Below are 22,383 nucleotides of genomic sequence, written 5' to 3'. Positions count from 1 at the left end.
ATCGCCTGGGCGGCGCGGCAAGCGCGCGACGCGCGCGTGCAGTCATGAGCTAGGCAGAACGGTTGCGTTTGGCGTCGCGACGGGCCAGAACGGCGTCAGCCTTGGCGGCCAATTCGCGTTCATCGGGAGAGGAGAATAGAGCGTTGCGTTGAGGAGACAGCACGCCCAACAGCAGCATGCCCCACCCCCACACGCCCAACAGCAACATGGGCGCCCCCAACAACAGCACCGGCAGTGTGGCCGCAGGCGCATTGTAGAAGAAGTCGCACAGGGTCCAGCCGACCCAGATAAAGCCGCTATAGAACAGCGGCCCCCAGATGCGACGAAACGCGGGCTGCTCGGCCAGAATGCGGTGCACTGCACTCAGTCCCCCCACTGGACGCCCACGCCGCGCCTCGGCGGAGGGTTTGGGCGGCGGCGGTTTGGCGAAGCGGCGCGACATGGGAAGAGGCCTTAAATATCCAGGGTGTCCTGGGCGAAGCGCGCCTTCTCCTGGATAAAGGCGAAGCGTTCGGCCGGGCGTTTGCCCATCAGGCGAGAGAATGCGCTCTCGGTGAGCTTGTCATCATCCACCACCACCTTGAGCAGGCGGCGGGAGGAGACGCTCATGGTGGTCTCGCGCAGCTGCATGGGCGGCATCTCGCCCAGACCTTTAAAACGGGAGATCTCAACCTTCGCCTTGGGTTTGCGCTTGGTCATCTCCGCCTCCACCCGCTCGCGCTCGAGATCATCCAGGGCGTAGCGGCTCTCCGTGCCCACGGTGACCTTATACAGCGGCGGCTGCGCCAGATAGAGACGGCCGTCGGCGATGAGCTGCGGCATAAAGCGGAAGAAGAAGGTGAGCAACAGCGAGGCGATGTGGGCGCCGTCGACGTCGGCGTCGGTCATGATGATGATCTTGCCATAGCGCAGATCGTCGCCGTCGTAGTGCTTGCCAATGCCCGCGCCGATGGCGGTGACCAGACTCTGCACCTCGGCGTTCTTTTCGAACTTCTCGCTGTTGGCCTGCTCCACATTGAGGATTTTACCGCGCAACGGCAGCACCGCCTGAGTGTGGCGGTCGCGCGCCTGTTTGGCGGAGCCGCCCGCCGAGTCCCCCTCGACGATAAACAGTTCGGTGTCGCTCAGATCGCTGCTGATGCAGTCGGTGAGTTTGCCCGGCAGGGTGAGGCGACTGGTGGGGGTCTTGCGCTTGACGCGATTGGCGGCTTTTTTACGGCGCAGACGCTCCTGCGCGCGCTCCACCACCTCCTCCACCAGCTTGGACGCCACCTCCGGCTGACGGTGCAGCCAGTGATCCATATTGTCTTTGAGGGTGGACTCCACCAGACGCGCCACGCCGGCGTTATTGAGCTTATCCTTGGTCTGCCCGGCGAACTGCGGATCGGGGATGAACAGCGACAGCACCACGATGGCCCCGCCCAGCACATCCTCGCCGGTGAGGGTCAGCCCTTTGGGCAGCAGATTGCGGGTTTCGGCAAACTCGCGCACCCCTTTAAGCAGGGCGCTGCGCAGCCCCGCCTCATGCACGCCGCCATTGTGAGTGGGCACGGTGTTGCAGTAGGAGCGCACGTCGCCGTCATCATCCAGCGTCCACGCCACCGCCCACTCCATGCGCCCCTTGCCGTCGTCGCCCAGACGCTCGGCGCTGCCTTCGAAAGGCTCGGGGATCACCAACTCCTTCTTCTCGGTGATAGCGCGGATGTAATCCTTCAGACCGTTGGGAAAGTGGAAGGTCTCTTCGGTCCCGCTGCTCTCCTCGCGGGCGCGGATCTCCACCCCACGGTTGAGATAGGCGCGGGAACGACACATCTCCAGCAGGCGAGAGAAGGTAAAGCGCGGATTGGGGAAGATTTCGGGATCGGGCAGGAAACGCACCTGCGTGCCTTTGCGGCGGGTGGCGTCGCCCTGGGTGAGCGGCGCGGCGACTTTGCCGCGCTCAAAGCGTTGCTGATGACGAAAACCGTCGCGCTCCACCTGCACCTCGGTCCACACCGACAGCGCGGTGACCGCGCACACCCCCACGCCGTGCAGACCGGCGGAGGTGGCGTAGACGGCGTTATTGAACTTGCCGCCCGAGTGCAGCATGGTGAACACCACCTCCAGCGCCGATTTGCCCGGGTAGCGCGGATGTTCGTCCACCGGCACGCCGCGGCCATTATCGCGGATGCCCAGAGAGCCGTCTTCATGCAGGGTCAGGTGGATACGGTCGGCAAACCCCGCCACCGCCTCGTCCATGGCGTTATCGAGCACCTCGGCGGCCAGATGGTGCAGCGCGCGCGAGTCGGTGCCGCCAATGTACATGCCGGGGCGCTTGCGAATGCCCTCCAGCCCTTCCAGCACTTCAATATGGGATGCAGAGTAGTCGCTCATGGCAACGCAGGGAGGTAGCGCGGATCAGGGGCGGCGACGCGCCAGCGTCGCCGAGTCGGGTCGAAACAACCAGGCCGCCGCATCATTTATGGCGGTAGGAGATGCGCCCTTTGGTCAGATCGTAGGGGGTCAATTGCACGGTCACTTTATCGCCGGGCAGAATGCGGATGTAGTTCTTGCGCATACGGCCAGAGATATGGCACAGCAGGCTGTGACCGTTTTCCAATTCGACTTTGAACATGGCGTTGGGCAGGTTCTCCAACACCTTGCCCTCCATCTCAATGACATCTTCCTTACTCAAGGATCCGCTCCAGATAGGGATGGCTTACGCAATACGCGCCGTGGATACAAAAACGGGGATTATGCGCTGCGCTTGCGCAGAAGTCAACAACACGCCACCGCTATTTGAGCAGCACCCCCACCCGCGGCAGATTCTCAAACGCCAAGTCCGCCTCTGTGAACGCGCGGTCGACGATGTCGCCGTACTCCATAATGGAGGAGTAGCCGGTGTTCAAGCCATTGATCGCCTCCACCACGCGCGGACGCGTATGGCCATAAGGGAACGGCACAGGATCCTTGTAGTGCAGAATTTTGATCAAACGGTTGCCCGAACCAAATTGACGCACCTCAATGGGCACGGCCAGTTTCACGTCCACCACCGCCGTCAGACGCTTGAAAGGGAAGCGTCCGGCGTCCTTGGGCGTCAACACCAGATTGGCCAACGGCCCGGCGCGCCCTTGAACCACCGCATCGAAGGCGTCGCTCCAGGGTTCAGGGAACAGATCCACATTACCGAAGCTGCCGCCGACGAAAGAGTCGACCCAGCCCTGGTGGCGGTAGCCCAACTCACCGGGCAGACGCACGCGCATCTCATCGCCCTGGCGCATCAGGGTGCGCCCTTTGAGGCTGGCGGGCGCAGCGATCAGCGCCGCCCAACGCTCGCCGCCATCGCGCGCGGCGTAGAGCGAGGTCTCCACGCCGGGTCCGCGCGGCGTCTCATTATGGATGCGAATGAACAGCTGTCCGGAGGCGGGAAACAGGTTGGCGTCGATGCGCTTGAGCAGATCCACCACATCCACATCGAAGTCTTGCTGCTGCGCTTGCGCCGCGCCAGGCTGAACCAATCCAGCGAACAACACCGCCAGCCACAGAATCCGCAACAATGCGCTCCTGGCGTCCACAAATGCGATGCGGCTATACTGGGGACTTTGGAACAGCGCAAAGCACTCCGCAGCGCGTCGCAAAACGCCAAAAAACAGGCGCCCATAAGAGAGGCGCGCGCGGGAATGGAGCATTATTTTCATGTGGATTACCCTGGCCATTCTTGTTGCCGGTCTGATCATTATCATGGCTCTGTTGAGCTTCGTGATTCTGCCGTGGCGACAACGTCAACGCGCCCGACGCAGCATTGAATTCTGTGAACCCTACCTGTTGCCCGAGCTGCCCGACGCCCTGGATGAAGTGATTCAAACCAGCTCCAAACGCGGCGACTCCAATCGCACCTACCAGGTCAATATCAAGCAACTCACCTGCACCTGCCGCCGCTTTCGTCAGTTTCGCGGCCTCTACCCGGCAAACGACATTCACAGATTGTGCCGACACCTGCGCTATGAGATGGAGGCGCGGGATGTGCTGAGTCTGTTTGACAACGCCACGCAACGCATCATTGAAGACCGCGTACGTGATCGCTGCTACAAAAAAGTCTCATTGCCGGTGGGTGAAATCATCGTCGGCTACCACCCAAAAAATGAGTTCGTGCGCATCTTCGCCCATACTCTGGGGCCCGAAGATCCCATGCAGGGTCCTTATACTGGCCCCTACGACAAATTCACCTTCAACACCGCTCAGGAGAGCTGGATCTATGGCGACGAACCGCCGGGCGCCAGCCACATTATTCCGGCTGTCGCGCAATTGGTGACTCAGGAGCGCCGCGCATACATTCAATTCAATGTGCACGGCGACCGCGACGCCGATCACGAAAGCGAAGTCGACCACACGGGCGAGCGCTAACGCTCCCAGCTCGACCCATCACGTCACGGTAGGCGGCTTATTGGGCCGCACCGGCGGCTTGGGCCGCTCAGGCGCTGCGGGTTCAGGCGCGGAAACCGGCGCCGCTTTATCGGCGTCGCTCGGTTTATCCAGATCATCCAGCCATGAAGGCTCCTTCTCCGCTGCCTCGTCATCCCCTCCACTGGGCGGGAATAGCGGCAGATCCGAGCCGCCGCCGCGACGCCGCAAGGTTTCGCGATTGAGGATCTCCATCAACGTCTCGGTGGCCATCTCCGCCACTTCGGGAATGGCGATCACCATGGGATATGGCGCCCGCCGCGCAGCCTGCTCCAGCCCCACTTTGTCCATCACCCCATCATCGCCACGGAACGGTTTGAGCGCCTGCACCGGGGCCATGGCGGTTTTCACCGCATCCTCTCGGCTCTCCGGCGGCAGCGGAAACAGAATGCCATCCAACTCCTGAGGAATCTTGCCCCCCGCCACCGGCTCGGGCAGGCACTCCTGCATGTTCAATCCCAGCAGAAACAGCTCACCGCCATCAGCGTTCTGGCGCACCCAACTCGGCCCCACGTTCGCCCACGGAATGGTGGCCGACAGCGGCTTGCCAAACACCAGCCCTCTTTGCGGATCCAGCGTCAACACGCTGCGCAATGGCCCGTGGGCCGTATTGCGTTGAATCATCCGATAGGCGAACAGATCCGACGCCAGCAACACCACCAGCCCCACGACGCCGATCATCGGCCCCGCCATGCTCCACATCACCCCGGCAAAGGCGACGCTCATAATCCCCATCATGATGAAAATGATGGGCTGCATGGAGCCTTCGATATGCCCACCCATGGCTAGCCGCACTGGCTCCTGCAACCCCTCCAAGCGATAGCGCTGGAGATCCATTTTCCTGCTCATCTTTCGCCTCCTTAAATGAAACCAGTCGCGCCTATTTTCCCGACCAGGACGCCAATGGCAATGAAAAACCGCGATTTCCGCTTGCGCGCGGCCCGGCCTGTGCATATACCAACGGAATCGGAATCGTTTTCCGCCCTTTCGGCAGGAGTCGTCTGTATGGACGCCAAATTGAGTCTGGTGACGCTGGGCGTGGAGAATATGGCGCGCGCGCGCGCCTTTTATGAAACAGGTCTCGGTTGGGAGGCATCAGGACAAAGCAATGAGAATATCGTGTTTTTTCAGGCGGGAGCGTGCGTGATCGGACTCTACGGGCGCCGCGCATTGGCCGAAGACGCCAATGCGACCGACCCGGGCGGACCGATCCCTTACCGCAGTGTGGCTTTGGCGCGCAATGAACTGAGCAAAGAGGCGGTGGACCGCGTCATGGCCCAGGCGAAGGCGGCGGGCGCAACGATTGTGCGCCCGGCTCAGGATGTGTTCTGGGGCGGATACTCCGGTTACTTCGCCGACCCAGACGGTCACCTGTGGGAGGTGGCCTGGAATCCGTTTTTCCCGGTCAACGCCGACGGCTCTCTGGCCCTGCCCGACTGAATCGAGTACGGCGCGGCGCCCGATTGAATCGGACAGCGCCCCCGCAAGCCCTCTTCAGCAAAGCGTCAAACCTTGTAGCGCGCCAACATCTCGTCGAGTTCGCCCGCCACCCGGCTCATCAATTGCGCCTGGTCATGCACGTCGTGACTCACCTCGGAGACCTGTGAGGCGTGTCCGCGCAACTCATCCATGCCGTTGGCGATCTCATTGGCCGCCTGCGCCGCTTCGGTCACGCTGCCGGAGATCTCGCGGGAGCCGCTGCTGGCCTCGGAGACGTTGCTGGAGACCTCGGTGACGCCGGAGGTGGTCTCGGCGACGTTGCGGGAGACATCCTCAATACCGATGCTGATCTCCTCCACGCTGCGATTGGCCTCCTCCAATCCGCCAAAGGACTCCTGCACGCGCTGGCTCATCTGCGCCGCCTGATCGGAGATGTTGGCCATCTCGCGGGCCACGCCGCCCATGGTGTGGGTCTGCTCCTGCATGGCCATGAGAATGCCGTCATTGGCCTCGCGCAAGCGCCCGATGGCGTCAGTCACCTCCTCATTGGCCGCCCCCACCTGCTGGGTCTGGGAGCGAATGGCCTCCACCTGGTCAGCGATCATTTTGGTCGCGTCGCCGGTTTGTGACGCCAGCGCCTTGACCTCGTTGGCCACCACCGCGAACCCCTTGCCCGACTCTCCCGCCCCCGCCGCCTCGATGGAGGCGTTAAGCGCCAACATATTGGTCTGCTCGGCAATATTGCTGATCACGGCGATGACGTTGCCGATCTCATTGGCGGTGTGCGAAAGCTCATGCATTACGCTGACGCTGCCTGCGGCAATTTGATTGGCGCGCGCAGACTCATCACTGGCCTGCTGGCATTGCCCTTTGACCTCGACAATGGTCTGGGAGATGCCATCCACCGCCTGCGCCACCGAGCCGATGCTGGTTTCGGTCTGCTCCGCCGCCTCCCGCGCCACGCGCATATTGTTGGTCACCTCGGCGCTGCTGTGGGAGACGCTGCTCAAGTTGACGCTGGCCTCCTCGGAAGCGGAGGAGACCCCATTCATACTGGCGCTGATCTGCTCCACCGATCCGGCAATGTTCTGCATATTGGCGCTCAGATGCTCCACCGCGCCGGAGATGCTCTGCAGATTCTCCGTGGATTGCTTGACCGCAGCAGCGGAGGAGACCGCGCTCTGTTTCATCTCGGTGGAGCTGTTGGCCAGCTGGCTGGAGGCGCTGCTCAAAGCGGAGGCGGCCTGAGAGAGGGTGAGCGCATGCTCGCGCAGAGTCTGGAAGCCCGTGCGCAGATTCTCCACCATGCGCATCAACTCGGCGAAAGCGCCTTTCGTCTGCCCATTGGCCGATGCCGCCGCGCCCGCCAGATCGCCATTGGCGACGCGCTCGGCCACCTGTAGCATCTGCGTCGGTTCGCAGCCCAACAGATTGAGCACCCGGCGGGTGATCAATTGGCCCAGAGTCACCGCCAGCGCCACGCCGATCACCAGCATGATCAGCACAGTCCAGAAGATCGCCCCGGCGGTGTCGGACGCCTGCTGCTTGGCGGCCTCGATCACCCCGCGCGCGCCATCCTCCACCCCGCCCAAGGTCTCCATCATCTTCTCGCCAACGGCGTCGGCGTCGGCGTCCAGAGCGGACATTTTGCCTTTGGCGGTATTGACCTCCAGCAACAGCTTGCCGTAGCGCCCCGCCAGATCCTTATACACCGATTTATAGTCGGTCATAATCGGCTCAAGCAGCGCCAGCAGCGCCGGATCGGTCATGGGCGCCACATCGCCCTCCACCGTGGCCGCGCCTTTTTTCAGCGCATTGAACCAACCGATCATCTCGCCATCGCAACGCGCCATCTCATCGCGCACCCGACGCATCTGCGCCTCATCGAGTTGCTGCGCCATCTCCTCCATGCTGATGCGGTATTCGGTCAGATTATTGCGAATTTCCGAGACCATATCCGCCCACATCACCTCATGGCTGTAGATCTCCTCCATGGGCGTCTGTTCAGCGATGCGGCGTGGAATGCGCTCCTTCACCGCCTCCTCCAACGCCTTGATCTGCTTAACCAAGCTGTCGAAACTCTCCTCGAACATCTGCATGGTCATTTCGCGCGCTTCATGCAGCGCGAACAACTCCTGCATCAGTTTGTGGATGCCCCCTATCAGCGGCAGAAACTCGTCATTGTGGAAGACATCCGCCTCATGCACCACACGCTGCAAGACCGGATCATCGGTGGCGTAGATTTCGCCCTCCTCGGTCACGGCCCCTTTCAGAATGGCGTTGGAGAAAGCGTCATATTGCGCCACCACCGCCTCATGCTCTTTCCACACCTCCGCCAGCTCCTGCTTATCCCCAGCAGCCAGAAGCTCCATGATCAACTGCATGTCGTGGCGCACGGAGAGTTTCATCTCCATGGCGGCGTCGATCATGGGCGCAGCGCGCGTCACTTTATCTACGGAACGATCAACTTGGTTGACGCCATTGACGCTCTCCAAGCCAAGCAAGGCCAGCAACAGCGCGACAGCCAGGAATCCGCTCAGAAGCAGGGCCCGAAGCGAGAGATTAGCAAGCATGGGGAGATCCTCCATCCCAGTCCAAAGCATGACGATACAGCGGAGGATAATTGATTATGAAATTGCGATAATATTAACATTCTGTGACGCACATCACAATTTCTTATGCAGGAATTCAGTAATAAAATCTGTCTAAACGGGCAATTTTGAAATGGAGCCGCCACCTGAAGCGTAATGTAAACGTGAAGGTGACGCGTCACTTGAGCAAAGCGCCCGGCCTGGAGGGGGGACGCCCTGAACAGAGCGGAAACAGACAACGGAGAGGAAATTGCGCGCCGAGGTGTAATTAAACGCCACACGCGGTGAAAAGCGCATCCAGATCGACATGCGCGGTCAGGGCGTCGGCCAATCGGTCGATATCCTGCTCGGCGCGCTGACGATGATCGATGCTCTGCACCTGGCCGCCGCCCGCCCACGTGATCAGCCCCGCCAGCGCACTGGGCTCGTCGAACAAGCCGTGCAGATAGCAGCCCAGCACGTTGCCCTCTTTGGACAGTGCGCCATCGGGACCGGATTTCAACCAGATTGCCGGGCGCTGGCGATCGGGTCCGCTGGTTTTGCCCATGTGGATCTCATATCCGGCCACATCGCCATCGGGGTCGAAGGCGAGGCATCCGGCGGCGTTTTCCAGGCGTTTCTCCGGCTGCATCTGCGTCTCCACATCCAGCAGGCCCAAACCGCGCACGCCGCCGGGCTCCCCTTCCAAACCATCTGGATCGTGAATGGCGCGTCCAAGCATCTGATAGCCGCCGCAGATGCCGATGATCTTGCCGCCGTAGCGCAGATGGCGCTGGAGGTAGGACTCCCACCCCTGCTGGCGTAGCCACAACAAGTCAGCGCGCACGCTTTTGCTACCGGGCAGGATCACCAGATCGCCCGGCGGCGGCGCTTCGCCGGGTTTGACCAAGCGTAAGTCAATCTGCGGATGCAAACGCAGAGGGTCGAAATCGGTGTGGTTGCTGATGCGCGGGAAGATGGGCGCGACCACGCGGAACATACCCTCTGCATCGCCGCCGGACTGCGCGCCGAAGAACGAATCCTCCGCCTCCATATGCCAATCGGCCAGATAGGGCATGACGCCAAACACGGGCTTGCCGGTGCGGGCTTCGAGCCATTTCAGCCCCGGTTCCAACAGCGCCACATCGCCCCGGAACCGATTGATAATGAATCCTTTGACGCGATTGCGTTCGGATTCGCTCAATAGCTCCAGCGTCCCCACGATCTGCGCGAACACGCCGCCCCGATCGATATCGGCCACCAGGATAACGGGGCAATCCACCGCTTCGGCAAAGCCCATATTGGCGATATCGCGATCGCGCAGATTGATCTCCGCCGGGCTGCCCGCCCCCTCCACCACGATGGTTTGATATCGCGACGCCAAGCGTTGGTGGGACTCCAGCACATAGCCCATGGCTTCGCGTTTGTAGTCGTGATAGTCCGCTGCGTTGCGATTGCCGATGGATTTCCCATGCACAATGACCTGGGCGCCGATATCGGAGTTGGGTTTGAGCAGGATGGGATTCATATCCACGTGGGGGGGAATCCCGGCGGCTTGGGCTTGGGTGGCTTGGGCGCGACCGATTTCGCCGCCTTCGGGGGTGACGGCGCTATTGAGGGCCATGTTTTGTGGTTTGAACGGGGCGACGGTGAGGCCACGGCGTTTGAGCGCGCGACAGAGGGCGGCGGTGAGGACGCTTTTGCCGACGTCGGAGGCGGTCCCTTGGACCATGAGGGTGATGGCGGTCATGTGGCGTCCATGGAGGCTGGAGAAATGGCCGCAACATGGTGGGTCAAGCGTGGGCGATGGTCAAGCGACAGGGTAAAAGTGTGTGCGGGAAAGAGGTCGAGCTAGCGTTATCTAATGGGCCGCCGACTGGTCGGCGGCGGGGTCTGGGGGCCGCTGCCCCCAGCGGGTGTGGGCGGAGCCCACGGTGTGGCCGTTATCTTGGCCGTTTCCCATAGCACGGACTCGGAGCCAGCCAAGAGTGTGTTACGAAGCGCCTAACCGGGAGCCAGCACGGAGGCAAAACGGGAAACGGCGGTGAGCAGGCCCGCAGGGCCGTAATCGGCGTAGCCGATCGCGAATGCTTTGGGACTTGCGGCTTGGGAAAGCCGAAAAGCGTATGCGGGAAATTATTCGGGCTCACACTGACTATTTAGCCGCCGAGTCACTAACAAAGACACCTGAAATCCACAGCTATCGATAGCGACAGACCTCCTGCTTAAGCGTTCTGCTCAACGCAAGCGCCCCGCTCTTTTTAGAGCCCCTCCCAACGACAACACAGAACGTCCGACACACAAACACCGTCTACTTCCCTGGGGCTAGGACACCTCAATTTTAAGCATCTTATCAAGACCTGCTGAGAACAAATATTTTGACGCTTCAGAACTTGCCACCAAAACAAGGGGCTTCCCGTTACACTCTTGATGAAGAATCAAAAGAATTCCAATAGCGGAACTATCAAGAAAAACCGTCTCCTGAAGATCAACCATGCATTCTGTACAAGAACGCACCTCATTTCTGATGATTTCCTGCAACTCGCCATAATATTGAAAATTGAATTTTTTGGGCAATATTATCTTCAGTCGCCCCTGCTCAAACTCATACCTTAACAATTGGTTATTGGCGCCCATGGATACCCCCCTTCCCAAAAGAGGCTCAGGTTGACAACACAACAAAATATCAACAGCCACGTTATTGACTGCTTTAACAGAATAGAATGAATTTTTTTCTATGGGAATGATAGAACTTCAGACAGGCGATTTATTTCTCTGATGTTTAACAAGCAGGAGAGTTTGGAAAATACTCATCCGAGGAAGCAAGCCTTTTACACCCCAACTTTCCCAAGCCGCTAGCCTTAAGGCATTCGCCGCCCTGCGGGCGACGGCCCCTTCGGGGCCTGCTCACTGCCGTTTCCCCGTTTTCCTCCGTGCTGACTCGTCGCGCGGCGCTTCTTCTCACGCTGCGTGCTGGCTCGGATTTCCTTCTGTGGGGAAACGGCAAAAGACTACGGACAAAAACCAAACCGTGGGCGCCGCCCACACCCGCTGGGGGCAGCGGCCCCCAGACCCCGCCGTCGGCCAGCCGACGGCCCATTAGATACAGTGGGCTCGGCCTCTTTCCCACAAACACTTTTGCTTCGCGAGGGGACAGGCTGCTTAGTGCGCAATCTCCGTGGCGCGCATCTCGCGAATCACCGTCACCTTAATCTGCCCCGGATAGGTCATCTCGTTCTCAATCTCATTGGCGATATCCCGCGCCAACAACAACGACCCCTCATCGTTCAAACGGTCATACGAGACCATCACCCGCACTTCACGACCCGCCTGAATCGCATACGCCTTGTCCACGCCCTTGAAGCCCGTCGCAATGCGCTCCAGATCCTCCAGACGCTTCACATAGGTCTCTACGTTCTCACGCCGCGCGCCCGGACGGGCGGCGGAGAGGGCGTCGGCAGCGTTGGTCAACGGCCCATACACCGAGTTGGGCTCAATGTCGAAATGGTGCGACCACACCGCATTGACCACAATGGGATCCTCTTTGAACTTCTTGGCCAACTCGCCGCCCAGCACCGCATGGGAGCCCGGAGTGTCATGGTCCACCGCCTTGCCGATGTCGTGCAGCAAACCACAACGCCGCGCCAATTTGGAGTCCAACCCCATCTCGTCGGCCATGGCCCCAGCGAAGTGCGCCACCTCCACCGAGTGGGCCAACACATTCTGCGTGTAGGAGGTGCGGAATTTGAGCGCGCCCAACACCTTGATCAACTCAGGGTGCAGCGCATTCAAACCGGCGTCGATCACCGCCTGCTCGCCCGCCTCCTTAATCTCCTGATTCACCGCCTTCTTGGCCTTTTTCACCACCTCTTCAATGCGCGCCGGGTGAATCCGACCATCCCCCACCAGCTCCTCCAACGCGCGCTTGGCGATCTGCCTGCGCACCGGATTGAACCCGGAAACCACCACCGCCTCGGGGGTGTCGTCGATGATCAGATCACAGCCGGTGGCCGCTTCCAGCGCACGAATGTTGCGCCCCTCGCGACCGATAATGCGCCCTTTGATGTCGTCATTGGGGATCTGCACCACCGACACCGTGCGGTCGGCGACAAATTCCCCGGCAAAGCGCTGAATGGCCGTCGCCATCACCTCCTGCGCCTTCTTCTGCGCATTGCCCTTGGCGTCCTCTTCGATGGACTTGAGCATGCGCCCGGCTTCGCGCCGCGCTTCATCCTCCAACTCCTGGATCAACGTCGCCCGCGCCTCTTCCGAGGTCAGCTGCGCCACCCGCTCCAACTCCGCCTGACGCTCTTTGGCCAGAGCCTCGAAACGCTCCTTGCTGGCCGCCGCCTCGGCGCTCTGTTGCTCCACCTGCTGACGACGCGACTCCTGCTGCGATTCGCGATCATCCAACTGCGCGGATTTGCGATCCAACTGATCTTCGCGCTTATCCAGGCGGCGCTTCTGATCATCCAACTCGCCCTTGCGCTCCTGGAACTGCGCCTCCAACTCTTCGCGCAGACGAATGCGCTCGGCCTTGGCCTGCAACTCCGCTTCGCGCGCGGCGGCCTCCATCTTCTCTTCAGCGGTTTTCAGCGCCATATCGGCGCGCGCCTGACGCTCACAAACCGCTTGTTCCTGCTGTTTACGATAGTTCACAAGCAGGAAGTAGCCGACGCCGCCCCCTGCGGCCAATCCAACAATCAGGCTGATTATGTCCATGGAGTCTCTCTCGCAACGCGCGCGTGCGCACGATATCAGTATGTATGCGGAATCGACGCGGGGGATGCCCAGTGGATTCCACTCTCAGTCACCACGCCATCCAAGCGGATGTCGTGCGGTTCAAGCGGCAAACGCTCGACCCGTTGGCGTTCAAACGCCACGCCTATCACCAGCGGTCCGCCCTGATCGCGTCGCACAATATGCGACAATGCACGATCATAGTAGCCGCCGCCGTAACCCAACCGCCCCCCAAAAGCGTCAAACCCTAGGAGCGGCAAAAACAACACGTCAAATTGCGTCAACGCTGCGCCACTGAGCGAATTGGCGCGCTCCACAGGCTCAGACACGCCAAACGCGCCCGCGCGCAGCGCGTCGCCGCATGCAAAAGGCGCAAACGCCAGGGACTGACCGTCCGCCTGCACCCACGGCAGATAGAATCGCCGCGCAGGGTCGTCATTTTCAGCGATGAGACTGAGGAGGTCGACTTCGCCATGAATGGCGCAGTACAGAGCCACGGAGCGGGCTGAGGCGTAGGCAGGCAGGGCGCGGGCATGCGCCGCTATGGCGCGACTGCCCGCCTCCCTTTGTTCCGCCGACAAAGCCAGGCGGCTCTGTCGCAACGTTGCGCGCAAGCGCTGTTTGGCGCGGGCTTGCTCCATCGTGCCAACTCGCTTGCGCGTTAATCCCCCGCAGATGCCGTTGAAGGGCAACTTCTTGAACCCGTCACATAAGTGCGGACGACCGGATGATCGCTTCTGGTAAGCCCGACAAGGGGCTTTCACTCCACGACCAGTGCGGCCCTCCTTGGGCTCAAAAGTATCGGCTCAGGAAGTCTGCGCTCCTGACGCACACCGCAGGGGAACATGATGCTCCTGCTCGTCGGCGACGGAGTCGGCGCCACGCCGACTCCATCCCAACGTTAACCGCTTGATGGCGCTCCACCATCTCAACTCATCGCACGCCGCGAAACAAACCGCCGTGCGTTATCACTGACCATCCAGCGCCAAGGATTTCGACCGACTTCGTCTTACTCAATTCACTTGGGCGCCGTCTGTTCGCCATTTTGCGCTCTGGCGAGCAGAAATTCAATCGCGATCCAACCCTTTGACGCGGGTAACCAAATTTTCCAGGCGTCCGAGGGTCTGCGCACGCTCCTGCTGCAGCTCCTCCACCTTCGCCTTCACCCGCGTATAGCCTTCGGCCAACTTGGCCAACTGCGCTTCGCGCTCGGCCACTGAGGCCTTGAGCGCGCGATTCTCCTGTTTCAACTTCTCCACCCGTTCGGCCACCTGCGTCCAACGCTGCTCCAGCGCCTGCAGGGGGTCGCTCAACACGGCAGACTCAGCCACCGGCGCCGCATCAGCGGGTTGCGGCGCCGCCGGAGCCAACTCAGGTTCAGCCTGAACAGGCTCGACCTCCGCTCCATCGTCAGCCTCCCCGGCTTCGTCTGTAGACGCGTCGTCATCCCACCCGTCATCAGCCGCTTCGCCCATGGCCTCAAGCGGAGCCTCGGTTTGCATCACCACCGGCTCTTCGGCCTGCTCTTGCGCCGGGAGATCCTCCTGACGGAAAGCATCAGCTTGAGGCTCGTCACTATACGCGCCCTCGGCGCCGAACTCCTGGTTCACAACCCCTCCCCGATCATGCGGCGATCCGCGCGCGCAAGCATCGACGTTCATGAGCTAACGCCTTGGCCCGCCCGGCTTTTTTCTTAGCTGTTAAGTTGATTGTAAAGTGGCCCGTCGCCGTCGTCAAGCACGCGCGACGGGGAGCAAAATAAAGCGCGCCCCGGCCAGAAGCCCAGCCGGGGCGCGCAGAAACAAAAACCTGAACGGTTTGCGTCAGTTGGTCAGCACCGAAACGCCGCCGCGCAACCACGCGTCGACGCTGGCGGCGGCTTTGCGCCCGCCGTCAATGGCCTTGAGCACCAGGGATTGACCGGTGGCCATGTCGCCGGCGGCGAACACCCCCGCCTCGCTGGTCATGAAGTCCGCGCCCACCTGCACGTTGCCGCGCGGGTCCAGATCCACATTCAGATCCTTGATCAACGCGTCGTGCACCGGGTGCAGGAAGCCCATGGCCAACAGCACCAGATCCGCCTCCAGCACGAACTCGCTGCCGGGGATCTCCACCATCTCCGGGCGGCCGCCATCTTCACGCTCCACCCACTTCAGACGCACGCAATTGATGCGCTTAACCTGACCATCCTCGCCCTCAAAGGACTTGGTGAGGATGCTCCACATGCGCTCGCAGCCCTCGTCATGGGAGGTGGAGGTGCGCAGCATCTGCGGCCACAGCGGCCACGGCGTGCTGTCGGCGCGCTCCTTGGGCGGCTTGGGCAGCAGCTCCAGCTGAGTCACGCTGGCCGCGCCATGGCGGTTGGAGGTGCCCACGCAGTCGGAACCGGTGTCGCCGCCGCCAATCACCACCACATGCTTGTCTTTGGCGGAGATGGTCTCCTCCGCCGAGAAGGTCGCCCCCGCCACGCGGCGGTTCTCCTGGGTGAGGAACTGCATGGCCACGTGAATGCCCTGGAGTTCGCGCCCGGGAATCGGCAGATCGCGCGGCTGTTCGGAGCCGCCGGTGAGCAGCACGGCGTCGAACTGCTTGCGCAGATCCGCCACCGTGATGTCGGTCCCCACCTTCACGCCGGTTTTGATGGTCAGCCCTTCGGCGGTCATCTGCTTGAGACGCCGATCGATGACCGTCTTCTCCAGCTTGAAGTCGGGGATGCCGAAGCGCAACAGACCGCCCACCGCCTCGTTCTTTTCGAACAGGGTGACGTCATGCCCAGCGCGGGTGAGCTGCTGCGCCGCCGCCATGCCCGCCGGGCCGGAGCCCACCACCGCCACCGACTTGCCGGTTTTGGTTTTGGGCGGCTGCGGTTCACACAGACCACGCTCGAAGGCCTCTTCGGCGATGCTCTTTTCGATTTCGCGAATGGACACCGCTTCGCGGTTAATGCCCACCACACACGACGCTTCACACAGAGCCGGACAGATGCGCCCGGTGAACTCAGGGAAGTTGTTGGTGCGGTGCAGCGTATCGGACGCCTCTTTCCAGCGCCCTTTGTAGGCCCAATCGTTCCACTGCGGGATCAGATTGCACAGGGTGCATCCGCTGTGACAGAAGGGGATGCCGCAGTCCATACAGCGGGCCGCCTGAAGCTTCAGCTTTTCAGGCGGGAAGGGCTTATAGAGCTCCTTGCTGTCCTGCAGACGTTCGGAGACGGAGCGCTGCTCGGGCGTCTCCCGCTCGTAGTCCATGAAGCCGGTGATCTTACCCATTGACTGCCTTCTCCTGCTGCTTGCGTTTCATCTCCAACAGCACGCGCTTGTACTCGGCGGGCATCACTTTGACGAACTTGCCGAGCATGGATTTCCAATCATCCAGCACACGGGCGGCCACCGTGCTGTCCGTATGCTTGGCGTGATTTTCAATCAGACGACGCAGAGTCTGGATATCCTCGTCGCTCTCGACGCTCTCCAGCTCCACCATGGCGCGGTTGCACAGATCGCCGAAGCGGCCTTTCTCATCCAGCACATAGGCCACGCCGCCGCTCATGCCTGCGGCGAAGTTGCGGCCGGTGCTCCCCAGCACCACCACCACACCGCCGGTCATGTACTCACAGCCGTGGTCGCCCACCCCTTCGCAAACCGCCTGGGCGCCGGAGTTGCGCACCGCAAAGCGTTCGCCAACCAGGCCGCGGAAGTAGGCTTCGCCGCCAGTGGCGCCGTAGAGCAGCACGTTGCCGGCGATGATATTCTCCTCGGCGACGATGTCCGATTTGGGGTTGGGACGAATTACCACCCGGCCGCCGGACATCCCCTTACACACGTAGTCATTGCCCGCGCCGGTAAGGTTCAAAGAGACCCCGGCGACGTTGAAGGCGCCGAAGCTCTGCCCGGCCACGCCGTTAAAGCAGCAGCGGATGGTGTCCGGCGGCAGCCCCTTGGCGCCGAAGCGCTTGGAGATCTCGCCGCCGAGCATGGCGCCGACGGTGCGGTCGGTGTTGTGGATCGGCAGATGGATCTGGATCGGCTCCTGGGTGTCGAAGGCGATCTCCGCCAACTCCAGCAGTTTGTGATCCAGCACATCGTCGATGCCGTGGTCCTGGCTCTGGGTGCAACGGGTGGCGATGCGCGCCGGCACGTCGGGCTTGGTCAGAATCGCCGACAGATCCAGCCCACTGGCCTTCCAGTGTTCGATGGCTTCGTTGGTCTCCAGGCAGTCGACGCGACCGATCATCTCGTCGATGCTGCGGAAGCCCAGTTGCGCCATCACTTCGCGCGCCTCGTTGGCGACGTAGAAGAAGTAGTTGATGACGTGTTCGGGCTTGCCGGTGAACTTCTTGCGCAGCTCCAGATCCTGGGTGGCCACGCCCACCGGGCAGGTGCCCAGGTGGCATTTGCGCATCATGATGCACCCTTCCACCACCAGCGGGGTGGTGGCGAAGCCGAACTCTTCGGCCCCCAGCAGGGCGGCGATCACCACGTCGCGACCGGTGCGCAACTGGCCATCGGTCTGCAGCCGCACGCGGCCGCGCAGGTCGTTGAGCACCAGGGTCTGTTGCGTCTCCGCCAGACCCAGCTCCCACGGCGCGCCGGCATGCTTGATGGAGCTCACTGGGCTGGCCCCGGTGCCGCCGTCGTGGCCGGAGATGAGGATCATGTCCGCATGGGCCTTGGAGACCCCGGCGGCGATGGTGCCCACCCCCACTTCAGCCACCAGCTTGACCGACACGCGGGCGTCGGGATTGACGTTCTTCAGATCGAAGATCAGCTGCGCCAGATCCTCGATGGAGTAGATGTCATGGTGCGGCGGCGGACTGATCAGCGACACCCCCGGCGTGGTGCCGCGGGTTTTGGCGATGACGTCGTTGACCTTGTGGCCGGGCAGCTGACCGCCTTCGCCGGGCTTGGCGCCCTGGGCGATCTTGATCTGCATCTCATCGGAGTTGGCCAGATAGTGGCTGGTCACGCCGAAGCGACCCGAGGCCACCTGCTTGATGGCGCTGCGCGCAAAGTCGCCGTTGGGGCGCGGCTTGTAACGCTCCGGATCTTCGCCGCCCTCGCCGGTGTTGGACTTGCCGCCGATGCGGTTCATGGCGATGGCCAGAGTCTCGTGGGCCTCCTTGGAGATGGAGCCGTAAGACATGGCGCCGGTGACGAAACGCTTGACGATCTCCTTGGCGGGCTCCACCTCGTCGAGGGGAACCGGCTTGCCCGGCGGCTTGAACTTGAACATGCCGCGCAGGGTGCACAGGGCTTTGGATTGCTCGTCAATTTTGCGCGAAAACTGCTTGTACGTATCGTAGCTGTTTTCCCGGGTGGCGCGCTGCACCAGGGAGATGGTCTCCGGCGTCCACATGTGGCGTTCGCCATCGGCGCGCCACTTGTATTCGCCGCCCACATCCAGCTGGTTCAGATAGATCACATTGTCGCCATAGGCGCGCTGATGGCGTCGCAGGCTCTCATTGGTGACGGTATCGATGCCGCACCCTTCAATGCGCGACACGGTGCCGGTGAAGTAGCGTTTGACCAGCGCGCGATTGAGGCCGATGGCCTCGAAAATCTGCGCGCCGCAGTAGCTCTGCAGGGTGGAGATGCCCATTTTGGAGAAGATCTTGAGCAGCCCCTTGTCCACCGCTTTGACAAAGTTCTTGAAGCCTTCGGCGGCGTCCAGACCCGCAGGCAGATGCTCGCCATCCACCAGATCGGCGATGACGCTCTCCACCATGTAGGGGTTGACGGCGTTGGCGCCGTAGCCCACCAGCAGGGCGAAGTGGAACACTTCACGCGGTTCGCCGGACTCAACGATGATGCTGGCCTTGCCGCGCAGACCGGCGCGGATCAGGTGATGATGCACCCCCGCCGTGGCCAGCAGCGCCGGAATCGGCGCCTTGTCGGCGCACACGCCGCGATCCGACAACACGATGAGGTTGATCCCCTCTTCGTCCACCGCGTCGGTGACCTGGTCGAACAGCGCGGTCATCGCCTCGTCCATGGACTTGGGATCGATCTCCGCCGGAATCAGGGTGGAGAAGCGCTTGGCCTTGAGCCCCTTCTGCGCCACCCCCATCACCCGCGCCAGCTCGGCGCTGCTGAGAATGGGCTGCTGCAGACGGATGCGATTGACGTGCTCGGGGGTCTCATCCAGCAGATTGCCCACCGGGCCCAACTGCATGTAGAGACTCATCACCAACTCTTCGCGGATGGGATCCACCGGCGGGTTGGTGACCTGGGCGAACAGCTGTTTGAAGTAGTTATAGAGCAGCTTGGGACGATCCGACAGCACCGCCAGAGCGGCGTCGTTGCCCATGGAGCTGATGGGCTCGCCGCCACTGCGCGCCATGGGTAGCAGCATCTGCTGCAGATCCTCTTCAGTGTAACCGAAGGCTTGCTGTAGCGCGTTCAGAGGCTCGGCCTCGGTGGGCGCGGCGTCGGCTTCAGGCAGATCGGCCAGATCGATCAAGCCCTGCTCCACCCAGGTGCGGAACGGCTTTTCGCCGACGATGCCGCTCTTGACCTCTTCATCGCCGATGATGGCGCCCTGCTCCATGTCGATGAGGAACATGCGCCCCGGCTGCAGACGGCCATTGAAGACGATCTCTTCCGGCGGGAAGGTGACGGTGCCGGCCTCGGAAGCCATCACCACCAGGTCGCCCTTGGTGACCTGATAGCGCGCCGGGCGCAGACCGTTGCGGTCCAGGGTGGCGCCGATGGAGCGGCCATCGGTGAAGCAGACCGCCGCCGGGCCGTCCCACGGCTCCATCATGGAGGCGTGATACTCGTAGAAGGCGCGGCGATCGGGATCCATCTGCTGATGGTTCTCCCACGCTTCGGGGATCATCATCATCATCGCCTGGGTCAGGCTGCGGCCCGACAGCACCAGGAACTCCAGCGCGCGGTCGAAGGAGGCGGAGTCCGACAGCCCTTCCGGCACGATGGGGAACAGTTTTTTGATGTCCTCGCCCCACTGCGGCGAGGAGAGCGCCTGCTCGCGGGCGCGCATCCAGTTGACGTTGCCGCGCAGGGTGTTGATCTCGCCGTTGTGGCAGATCATGCGGAACGGCTGCGCCAGTCCCCAGGTGGGGAAGGTGTTGGTGGAGTAGCGCTGGTGCACCATGGCGAAGGAGGAGACCAGCTCTTCGTTGCGCAGGTCCTCATAGTACGCGCCAACCTGCTCGGCCAGGAACATGCCTTTGTAGCAGATGGTGCGGGCCGAGAAGCTGGGCAGATCGAACGAGGCCAGATCCTGCATGGCGTAGCCGCGCACGCCGTTCTCCACCCGCTGGCGGATCACGTACAGACGGCGCTCGAACCACATGTCATCGGCGTCATCGGGGCGGTTGTTGGCGCCGACGATGAGCTGTTCGATGACCGGCTCGGTCTCTTTGGCGTCGTAGCCGATGCGCGCGGTGCGGTTGATGGGAACCTTGCGCCAGCCCAGGGCGACCTGCCCCTCCTCCACCACGATCTGCTCGGCCATGCGGCGGATGGAGATCTGCATGCCGGCGTCTTTGGGCAGGAAGAACATGCCCACGCCATACTCGCCCAGCGGCGGCAGGTCGATGCGCAGGTCGCGGCAGGCGTCGCGCAGCACCGTGTCGGGCATCTGAATCAGGATGCCCGCGCCGTCGCCGGTGAGCGGGTCCGCCCCCACCGCGCCGCGGTGGGTCAGATTCTCAAGCAGTTGCAGGCCCATGGAGACCACTTCATGGGAGGGCTGGCCTTTGATGTGCGCGACAAAGCCAACGCCACAAGCGTCATGTTCCAAGCGAGGATCGTACAGACCCTGCTGATTGGGCAGACCGGGATGCGTCATACTCGGAGTTCCCAATGGCTGAAAAGTGAATGGAGCGCCCGCGCCCACGCCGCCAATCGGCGGGTCGGTTGTGCGAACAACCCACGCCGCGCGCCCGCACCAAACTGCAGGGCCGCGCGCGACGTTTGATGTCATGAGTGTCATGACGAAATCGGCCCACGAACCGCCACAGATTCGCAGACCGAGCAAGAGACAAGCGTAAGAACGCCGCCGCTGCGCCGCTGACCGACAGAGCAAAACAGCGCCCGGCGACAAACAGCGAAACGCCCACAGGCCAGATGGGAGCCAGGGCGATGCGGCAGGCTCGTTTAATGGAGCCAGAAAGAGAGATTAATCCTCAAAATCGACGCGAATGTCAACCACTCGCTTTGGGGAGGGAGGTTTTAGCCTTTATTGGCAAAGACTTTCGCGCCATTGACGCGATAGCGGGAGGCGGCGGCCATGGCCGCGTCGCGACTAGGGAAGGGACCGATGCGCACGCGATAGATGGGACGACCATCAATCTGGCCCACCGCCACGCGGGCGGGGGCGCCACGACCTTGCAGGCGCGACGCCAGGGCGTTGGCCTCCTGCTGCTTGCTTAAAGAGGCGACCTGCAAAATGAACGAATCATCCCGCGCGGCGCGCTTGGCCATCAGCGCATCAATGGCCTGCGATGGGTTCCAATTGGCCAGATTGGGACGGTGCGCCACTTGCGCGCGCTTGGCCACCTGCTCCTTTTTTGGATTCCACACCCGCTCGCTGGCCGGGGTGGCGGCGTTGGCCGGTTTGGGCGCGGCCTTGGCCAGATCGGTGCGGAACACGCGCTTGGGCGCTTTCGCCACGGAGACCGAGGAGACCGCCTGCTTATCGCCCACCGAACGGGCGCGATGGCTCACGCGGGAGACCGCGGCGCCCATGGAGGGGGTATTGACCGCTTCAACCGGGATCACCACATGCTTCTTGGCCAGTTCGGTGTAGAAGCGCATCTCCACATCGGGCTGCAGATCCGCGACCGTCTCCTCCTCCCGCTGGCTCACGCCGTCCAACGGCGCGCTATCGGGCGACGGCGACAATGACGCTTCGCTGCGGGGCGCGGATTTCTGCACATGCTTGGGGGCGACATTGGGACGCGACACGCCAGCGGTCAGGCCGCCTTCGGCAGGCTTGGCGACGCCGCCGCTGCGCGCGGCGATATCCAACGGCACGGTCACCTGACGGCTGGTCAACGCCTGGGCTTCGCCAGGCTCGCGCTGAGCCTGCATCACGCCATCGGCCTGGGCCTGGGCTTCGTGCTGGGGATCATCGCCGCCGAGGCTCATCCACAGCAGCGCCACGCCCAACAAAGCGGCCGCTACCGTCACCACGGGAGGACGTCGCCATGCGGGCTTCTGCCTGCGCCGAT

At 62.2% G+C, this 22,383-nt stretch carries 16 protein-coding genes and 1 other RNA gene; 2 read left to right on the top strand and 15 right to left on the bottom strand.

Features of this window, described 5'->3' with window-relative positions; all coding sequences use genetic code 11:
• Positions 1 to 49: 49 nt before the first annotated feature.
• The 4 genes from MAIT1_RS04900 to MAIT1_RS04885 form a co-directional block, all read right to left on the bottom strand.
• The gene (locus MAIT1_RS04900; protein ID WP_085441165.1) at positions 50 to 442 is read right to left on the bottom strand and encodes a hypothetical protein; all 393 of its coding nucleotides are present in this window, start codon (positions 440 to 442) and stop codon (positions 50 to 52) included.
• A gap of 11 nt (positions 443 to 453) precedes the next feature.
• Positions 454 to 2,373 (bottom strand): DNA topoisomerase IV subunit B, encoded by a 1,920-nt coding sequence (gene parE, locus MAIT1_RS04895; protein WP_085441164.1) that lies wholly within the window; start codon positions 2,371 to 2,373, stop codon positions 454 to 456.
• 82 nt (positions 2,374 to 2,455) lie between these two features.
• Entirely contained in the window at positions 2,456 to 2,674 is a 219-nt protein-coding gene (infA, locus tag MAIT1_RS04890) for a translation initiation factor IF-1 (protein ID WP_085441163.1), read from the bottom strand.
• Between the two features lie 100 nt (positions 2,675 to 2,774).
• Positions 2,775 to 3,533, bottom strand: a complete 759-nt coding sequence (locus MAIT1_RS04885; protein ID WP_158089319.1) for an outer membrane lipoprotein-sorting protein — start codon at positions 3,531 to 3,533, stop codon at positions 2,775 to 2,777.
• A gap of 142 nt (positions 3,534 to 3,675) precedes the next feature.
• On the opposite strand from MAIT1_RS04885, the gene MAIT1_RS04880 reads away from it, so the two are divergent.
• Positions 3,676 to 4,383, top strand: a complete 708-nt coding sequence (locus tag MAIT1_RS04880) for a hypothetical protein (RefSeq protein WP_143814660.1) — start codon at positions 3,676 to 3,678, stop codon at positions 4,381 to 4,383.
• Between the two features lie 18 nt (positions 4,384 to 4,401).
• Here MAIT1_RS04880 and MAIT1_RS04875 read toward each other — a convergent pair whose 3' ends face one another.
• Entirely contained in the window at positions 4,402 to 5,289 is an 888-nt protein-coding gene (locus MAIT1_RS04875; protein ID WP_143814659.1) for a hypothetical protein, read from the bottom strand.
• Positions 5,290 to 5,445: 156 nt separating this feature from the next.
• On the opposite strand from MAIT1_RS04875, the gene MAIT1_RS04870 reads away from it, so the two are divergent.
• Positions 5,446 to 5,880, top strand: coding sequence for a VOC family protein (locus tag MAIT1_RS04870; RefSeq protein WP_085441159.1), 435 nt, complete (start codon positions 5,446 to 5,448; stop codon positions 5,878 to 5,880).
• 65 nt (positions 5,881 to 5,945) lie between these two features.
• Here MAIT1_RS04870 and MAIT1_RS04865 read toward each other — a convergent pair whose 3' ends face one another.
• The 10 genes from MAIT1_RS04865 to MAIT1_RS04820 all read right to left on the bottom strand — a co-directional run bounded on the left by MAIT1_RS04865 (position 5,946) and on the right by MAIT1_RS04820 (position 22,345).
• The gene (locus MAIT1_RS04865; protein WP_143814658.1) at positions 5,946 to 8,453 is read right to left on the bottom strand and encodes a methyl-accepting chemotaxis protein; all 2,508 of its coding nucleotides are present in this window, start codon (positions 8,451 to 8,453) and stop codon (positions 5,946 to 5,948) included.
• Between the two features lie 286 nt (positions 8,454 to 8,739).
• Positions 8,740 to 10,200 carry a cobyric acid synthase gene (locus MAIT1_RS04860; RefSeq protein WP_198947797.1) on the bottom strand — a complete coding sequence of 487 codons (1,461 nt, stop codon included), beginning with the start codon at positions 10,198 to 10,200 and terminating at the stop codon, positions 8,740 to 8,742.
• Positions 10,201 to 10,775: 575 nt separating this feature from the next.
• Positions 10,776 to 11,147, bottom strand: a complete 372-nt coding sequence (locus tag MAIT1_RS04855; protein WP_143814657.1) for an STAS domain-containing protein — start codon at positions 11,145 to 11,147, stop codon at positions 10,776 to 10,778.
• A 465-nt stretch (positions 11,148 to 11,612) separates the two neighbouring features.
• Entirely contained in the window at positions 11,613 to 13,172 is a 1,560-nt protein-coding gene (gene rny / locus MAIT1_RS04850; RefSeq protein ID WP_085441156.1) for a ribonuclease Y, read from the bottom strand.
• 35 nt (positions 13,173 to 13,207) lie between these two features.
• Positions 13,208 to 13,831 (bottom strand): 5-formyltetrahydrofolate cyclo-ligase, encoded by a 624-nt coding sequence (locus MAIT1_RS04845; protein ID WP_085441155.1) that lies wholly within the window; start codon positions 13,829 to 13,831, stop codon positions 13,208 to 13,210.
• A 21-nt stretch (positions 13,832 to 13,852) separates the two neighbouring features.
• A non-coding RNA gene (gene ssrS, locus MAIT1_RS04840) (6S RNA) lies at positions 13,853 to 14,035 on the bottom strand.
• Positions 14,036 to 14,257: 222 nt separating this feature from the next.
• Positions 14,258 to 14,800: a cell division protein ZapB gene (gene zapB, locus MAIT1_RS04835; protein ID WP_158089318.1), complete on the bottom strand. Its 543-nt coding sequence runs from the start codon at positions 14,798 to 14,800 to the stop codon at positions 14,258 to 14,260.
• A gap of 213 nt (positions 14,801 to 15,013) precedes the next feature.
• On the bottom strand, positions 15,014 to 16,459 hold the full coding sequence (locus MAIT1_RS04830) for a glutamate synthase subunit beta (RefSeq protein WP_085441153.1): 1,446 nt from the start codon (positions 16,457 to 16,459) through the stop codon (positions 15,014 to 15,016).
• Positions 16,452 to 20,999 carry a glutamate synthase large subunit gene (gene gltB, locus MAIT1_RS04825; RefSeq protein ID WP_085441152.1) on the bottom strand — a complete coding sequence of 1,516 codons (4,548 nt, stop codon included), beginning with the start codon at positions 20,997 to 20,999 and terminating at the stop codon, positions 16,452 to 16,454. The genes MAIT1_RS04830 and gltB overlap by 8 nt, the downstream gene beginning before the upstream one ends.
• A 383-nt stretch (positions 21,000 to 21,382) precedes the next feature.
• Complete coding sequence (locus MAIT1_RS04820) at positions 21,383 to 22,345, bottom strand: SPOR domain-containing protein (protein WP_085441151.1); 963 nt, start codon at positions 22,343 to 22,345, stop codon at positions 21,383 to 21,385.
• Positions 22,346 to 22,383 lie beyond the last annotated feature (38 nt).

The sequence above is a fragment of the Magnetofaba australis IT-1 genome (genome assembly GCF_002109495.1).
Classification (GTDB): Bacteria; Pseudomonadota; Magnetococcia; order Magnetococcales; family Magnetococcaceae; genus Magnetofaba; species Magnetofaba australis.
This window is presented reverse-complemented; position numbering and strand designations above follow the sequence as displayed.

Excerpts from the sequence above, each read along its gene's own strand:
- MAIT1_RS04900 (WP_085441165.1), bottom strand. The coding sequence starts at position 442 with ATGTCGCGCCGCTTCGCCAAACCGCCGCCGCCCAAACCCTCCGCCGAG.
- parE (WP_085441164.1), bottom strand. The coding sequence starts at position 2,373 with ATGAGCGACTACTCTGCATCCCATATTGAAGTGCTGGAAGGGCTGGAG.
- MAIT1_RS04880 (WP_143814660.1), top strand. The coding sequence starts at position 3,676 with ATGTGGATTACCCTGGCCATTCTTGTTGCCGGTCTGATCATTATCATG.
- MAIT1_RS04875 (WP_143814659.1), bottom strand. The coding sequence starts at position 5,289 with ATGAGCAGGAAAATGGATCTCCAGCGCTATCGCTTGGAGGGGTTGCAG.
- MAIT1_RS04870 (WP_085441159.1), top strand. The coding sequence starts at position 5,446 with ATGGACGCCAAATTGAGTCTGGTGACGCTGGGCGTGGAGAATATGGCG.
- MAIT1_RS04865 (WP_143814658.1), bottom strand. The coding sequence starts at position 8,453 with ATGCTTGCTAATCTCTCGCTTCGGGCCCTGCTTCTGAGCGGATTCCTG.
- MAIT1_RS04860 (WP_198947797.1), bottom strand. The coding sequence starts at position 10,200 with ATGACCGCCATCACCCTCATGGTCCAAGGGACCGCCTCCGACGTCGGC.
- rny (WP_085441156.1), bottom strand. The coding sequence starts at position 13,172 with ATGGACATAATCAGCCTGATTGTTGGATTGGCCGCAGGGGGCGGCGTC.
- MAIT1_RS04845 (WP_085441155.1), bottom strand. The coding sequence starts at position 13,831 with ATGGAGCAAGCCCGCGCCAAACAGCGCTTGCGCGCAACGTTGCGACAG.
- MAIT1_RS04830 (WP_085441153.1), bottom strand. The coding sequence starts at position 16,459 with ATGGGTAAGATCACCGGCTTCATGGACTACGAGCGGGAGACGCCCGAG.
- gltB (WP_085441152.1), bottom strand. The coding sequence starts at position 20,999 with ATGACGCATCCCGGTCTGCCCAATCAGCAGGGTCTGTACGATCCTCGC.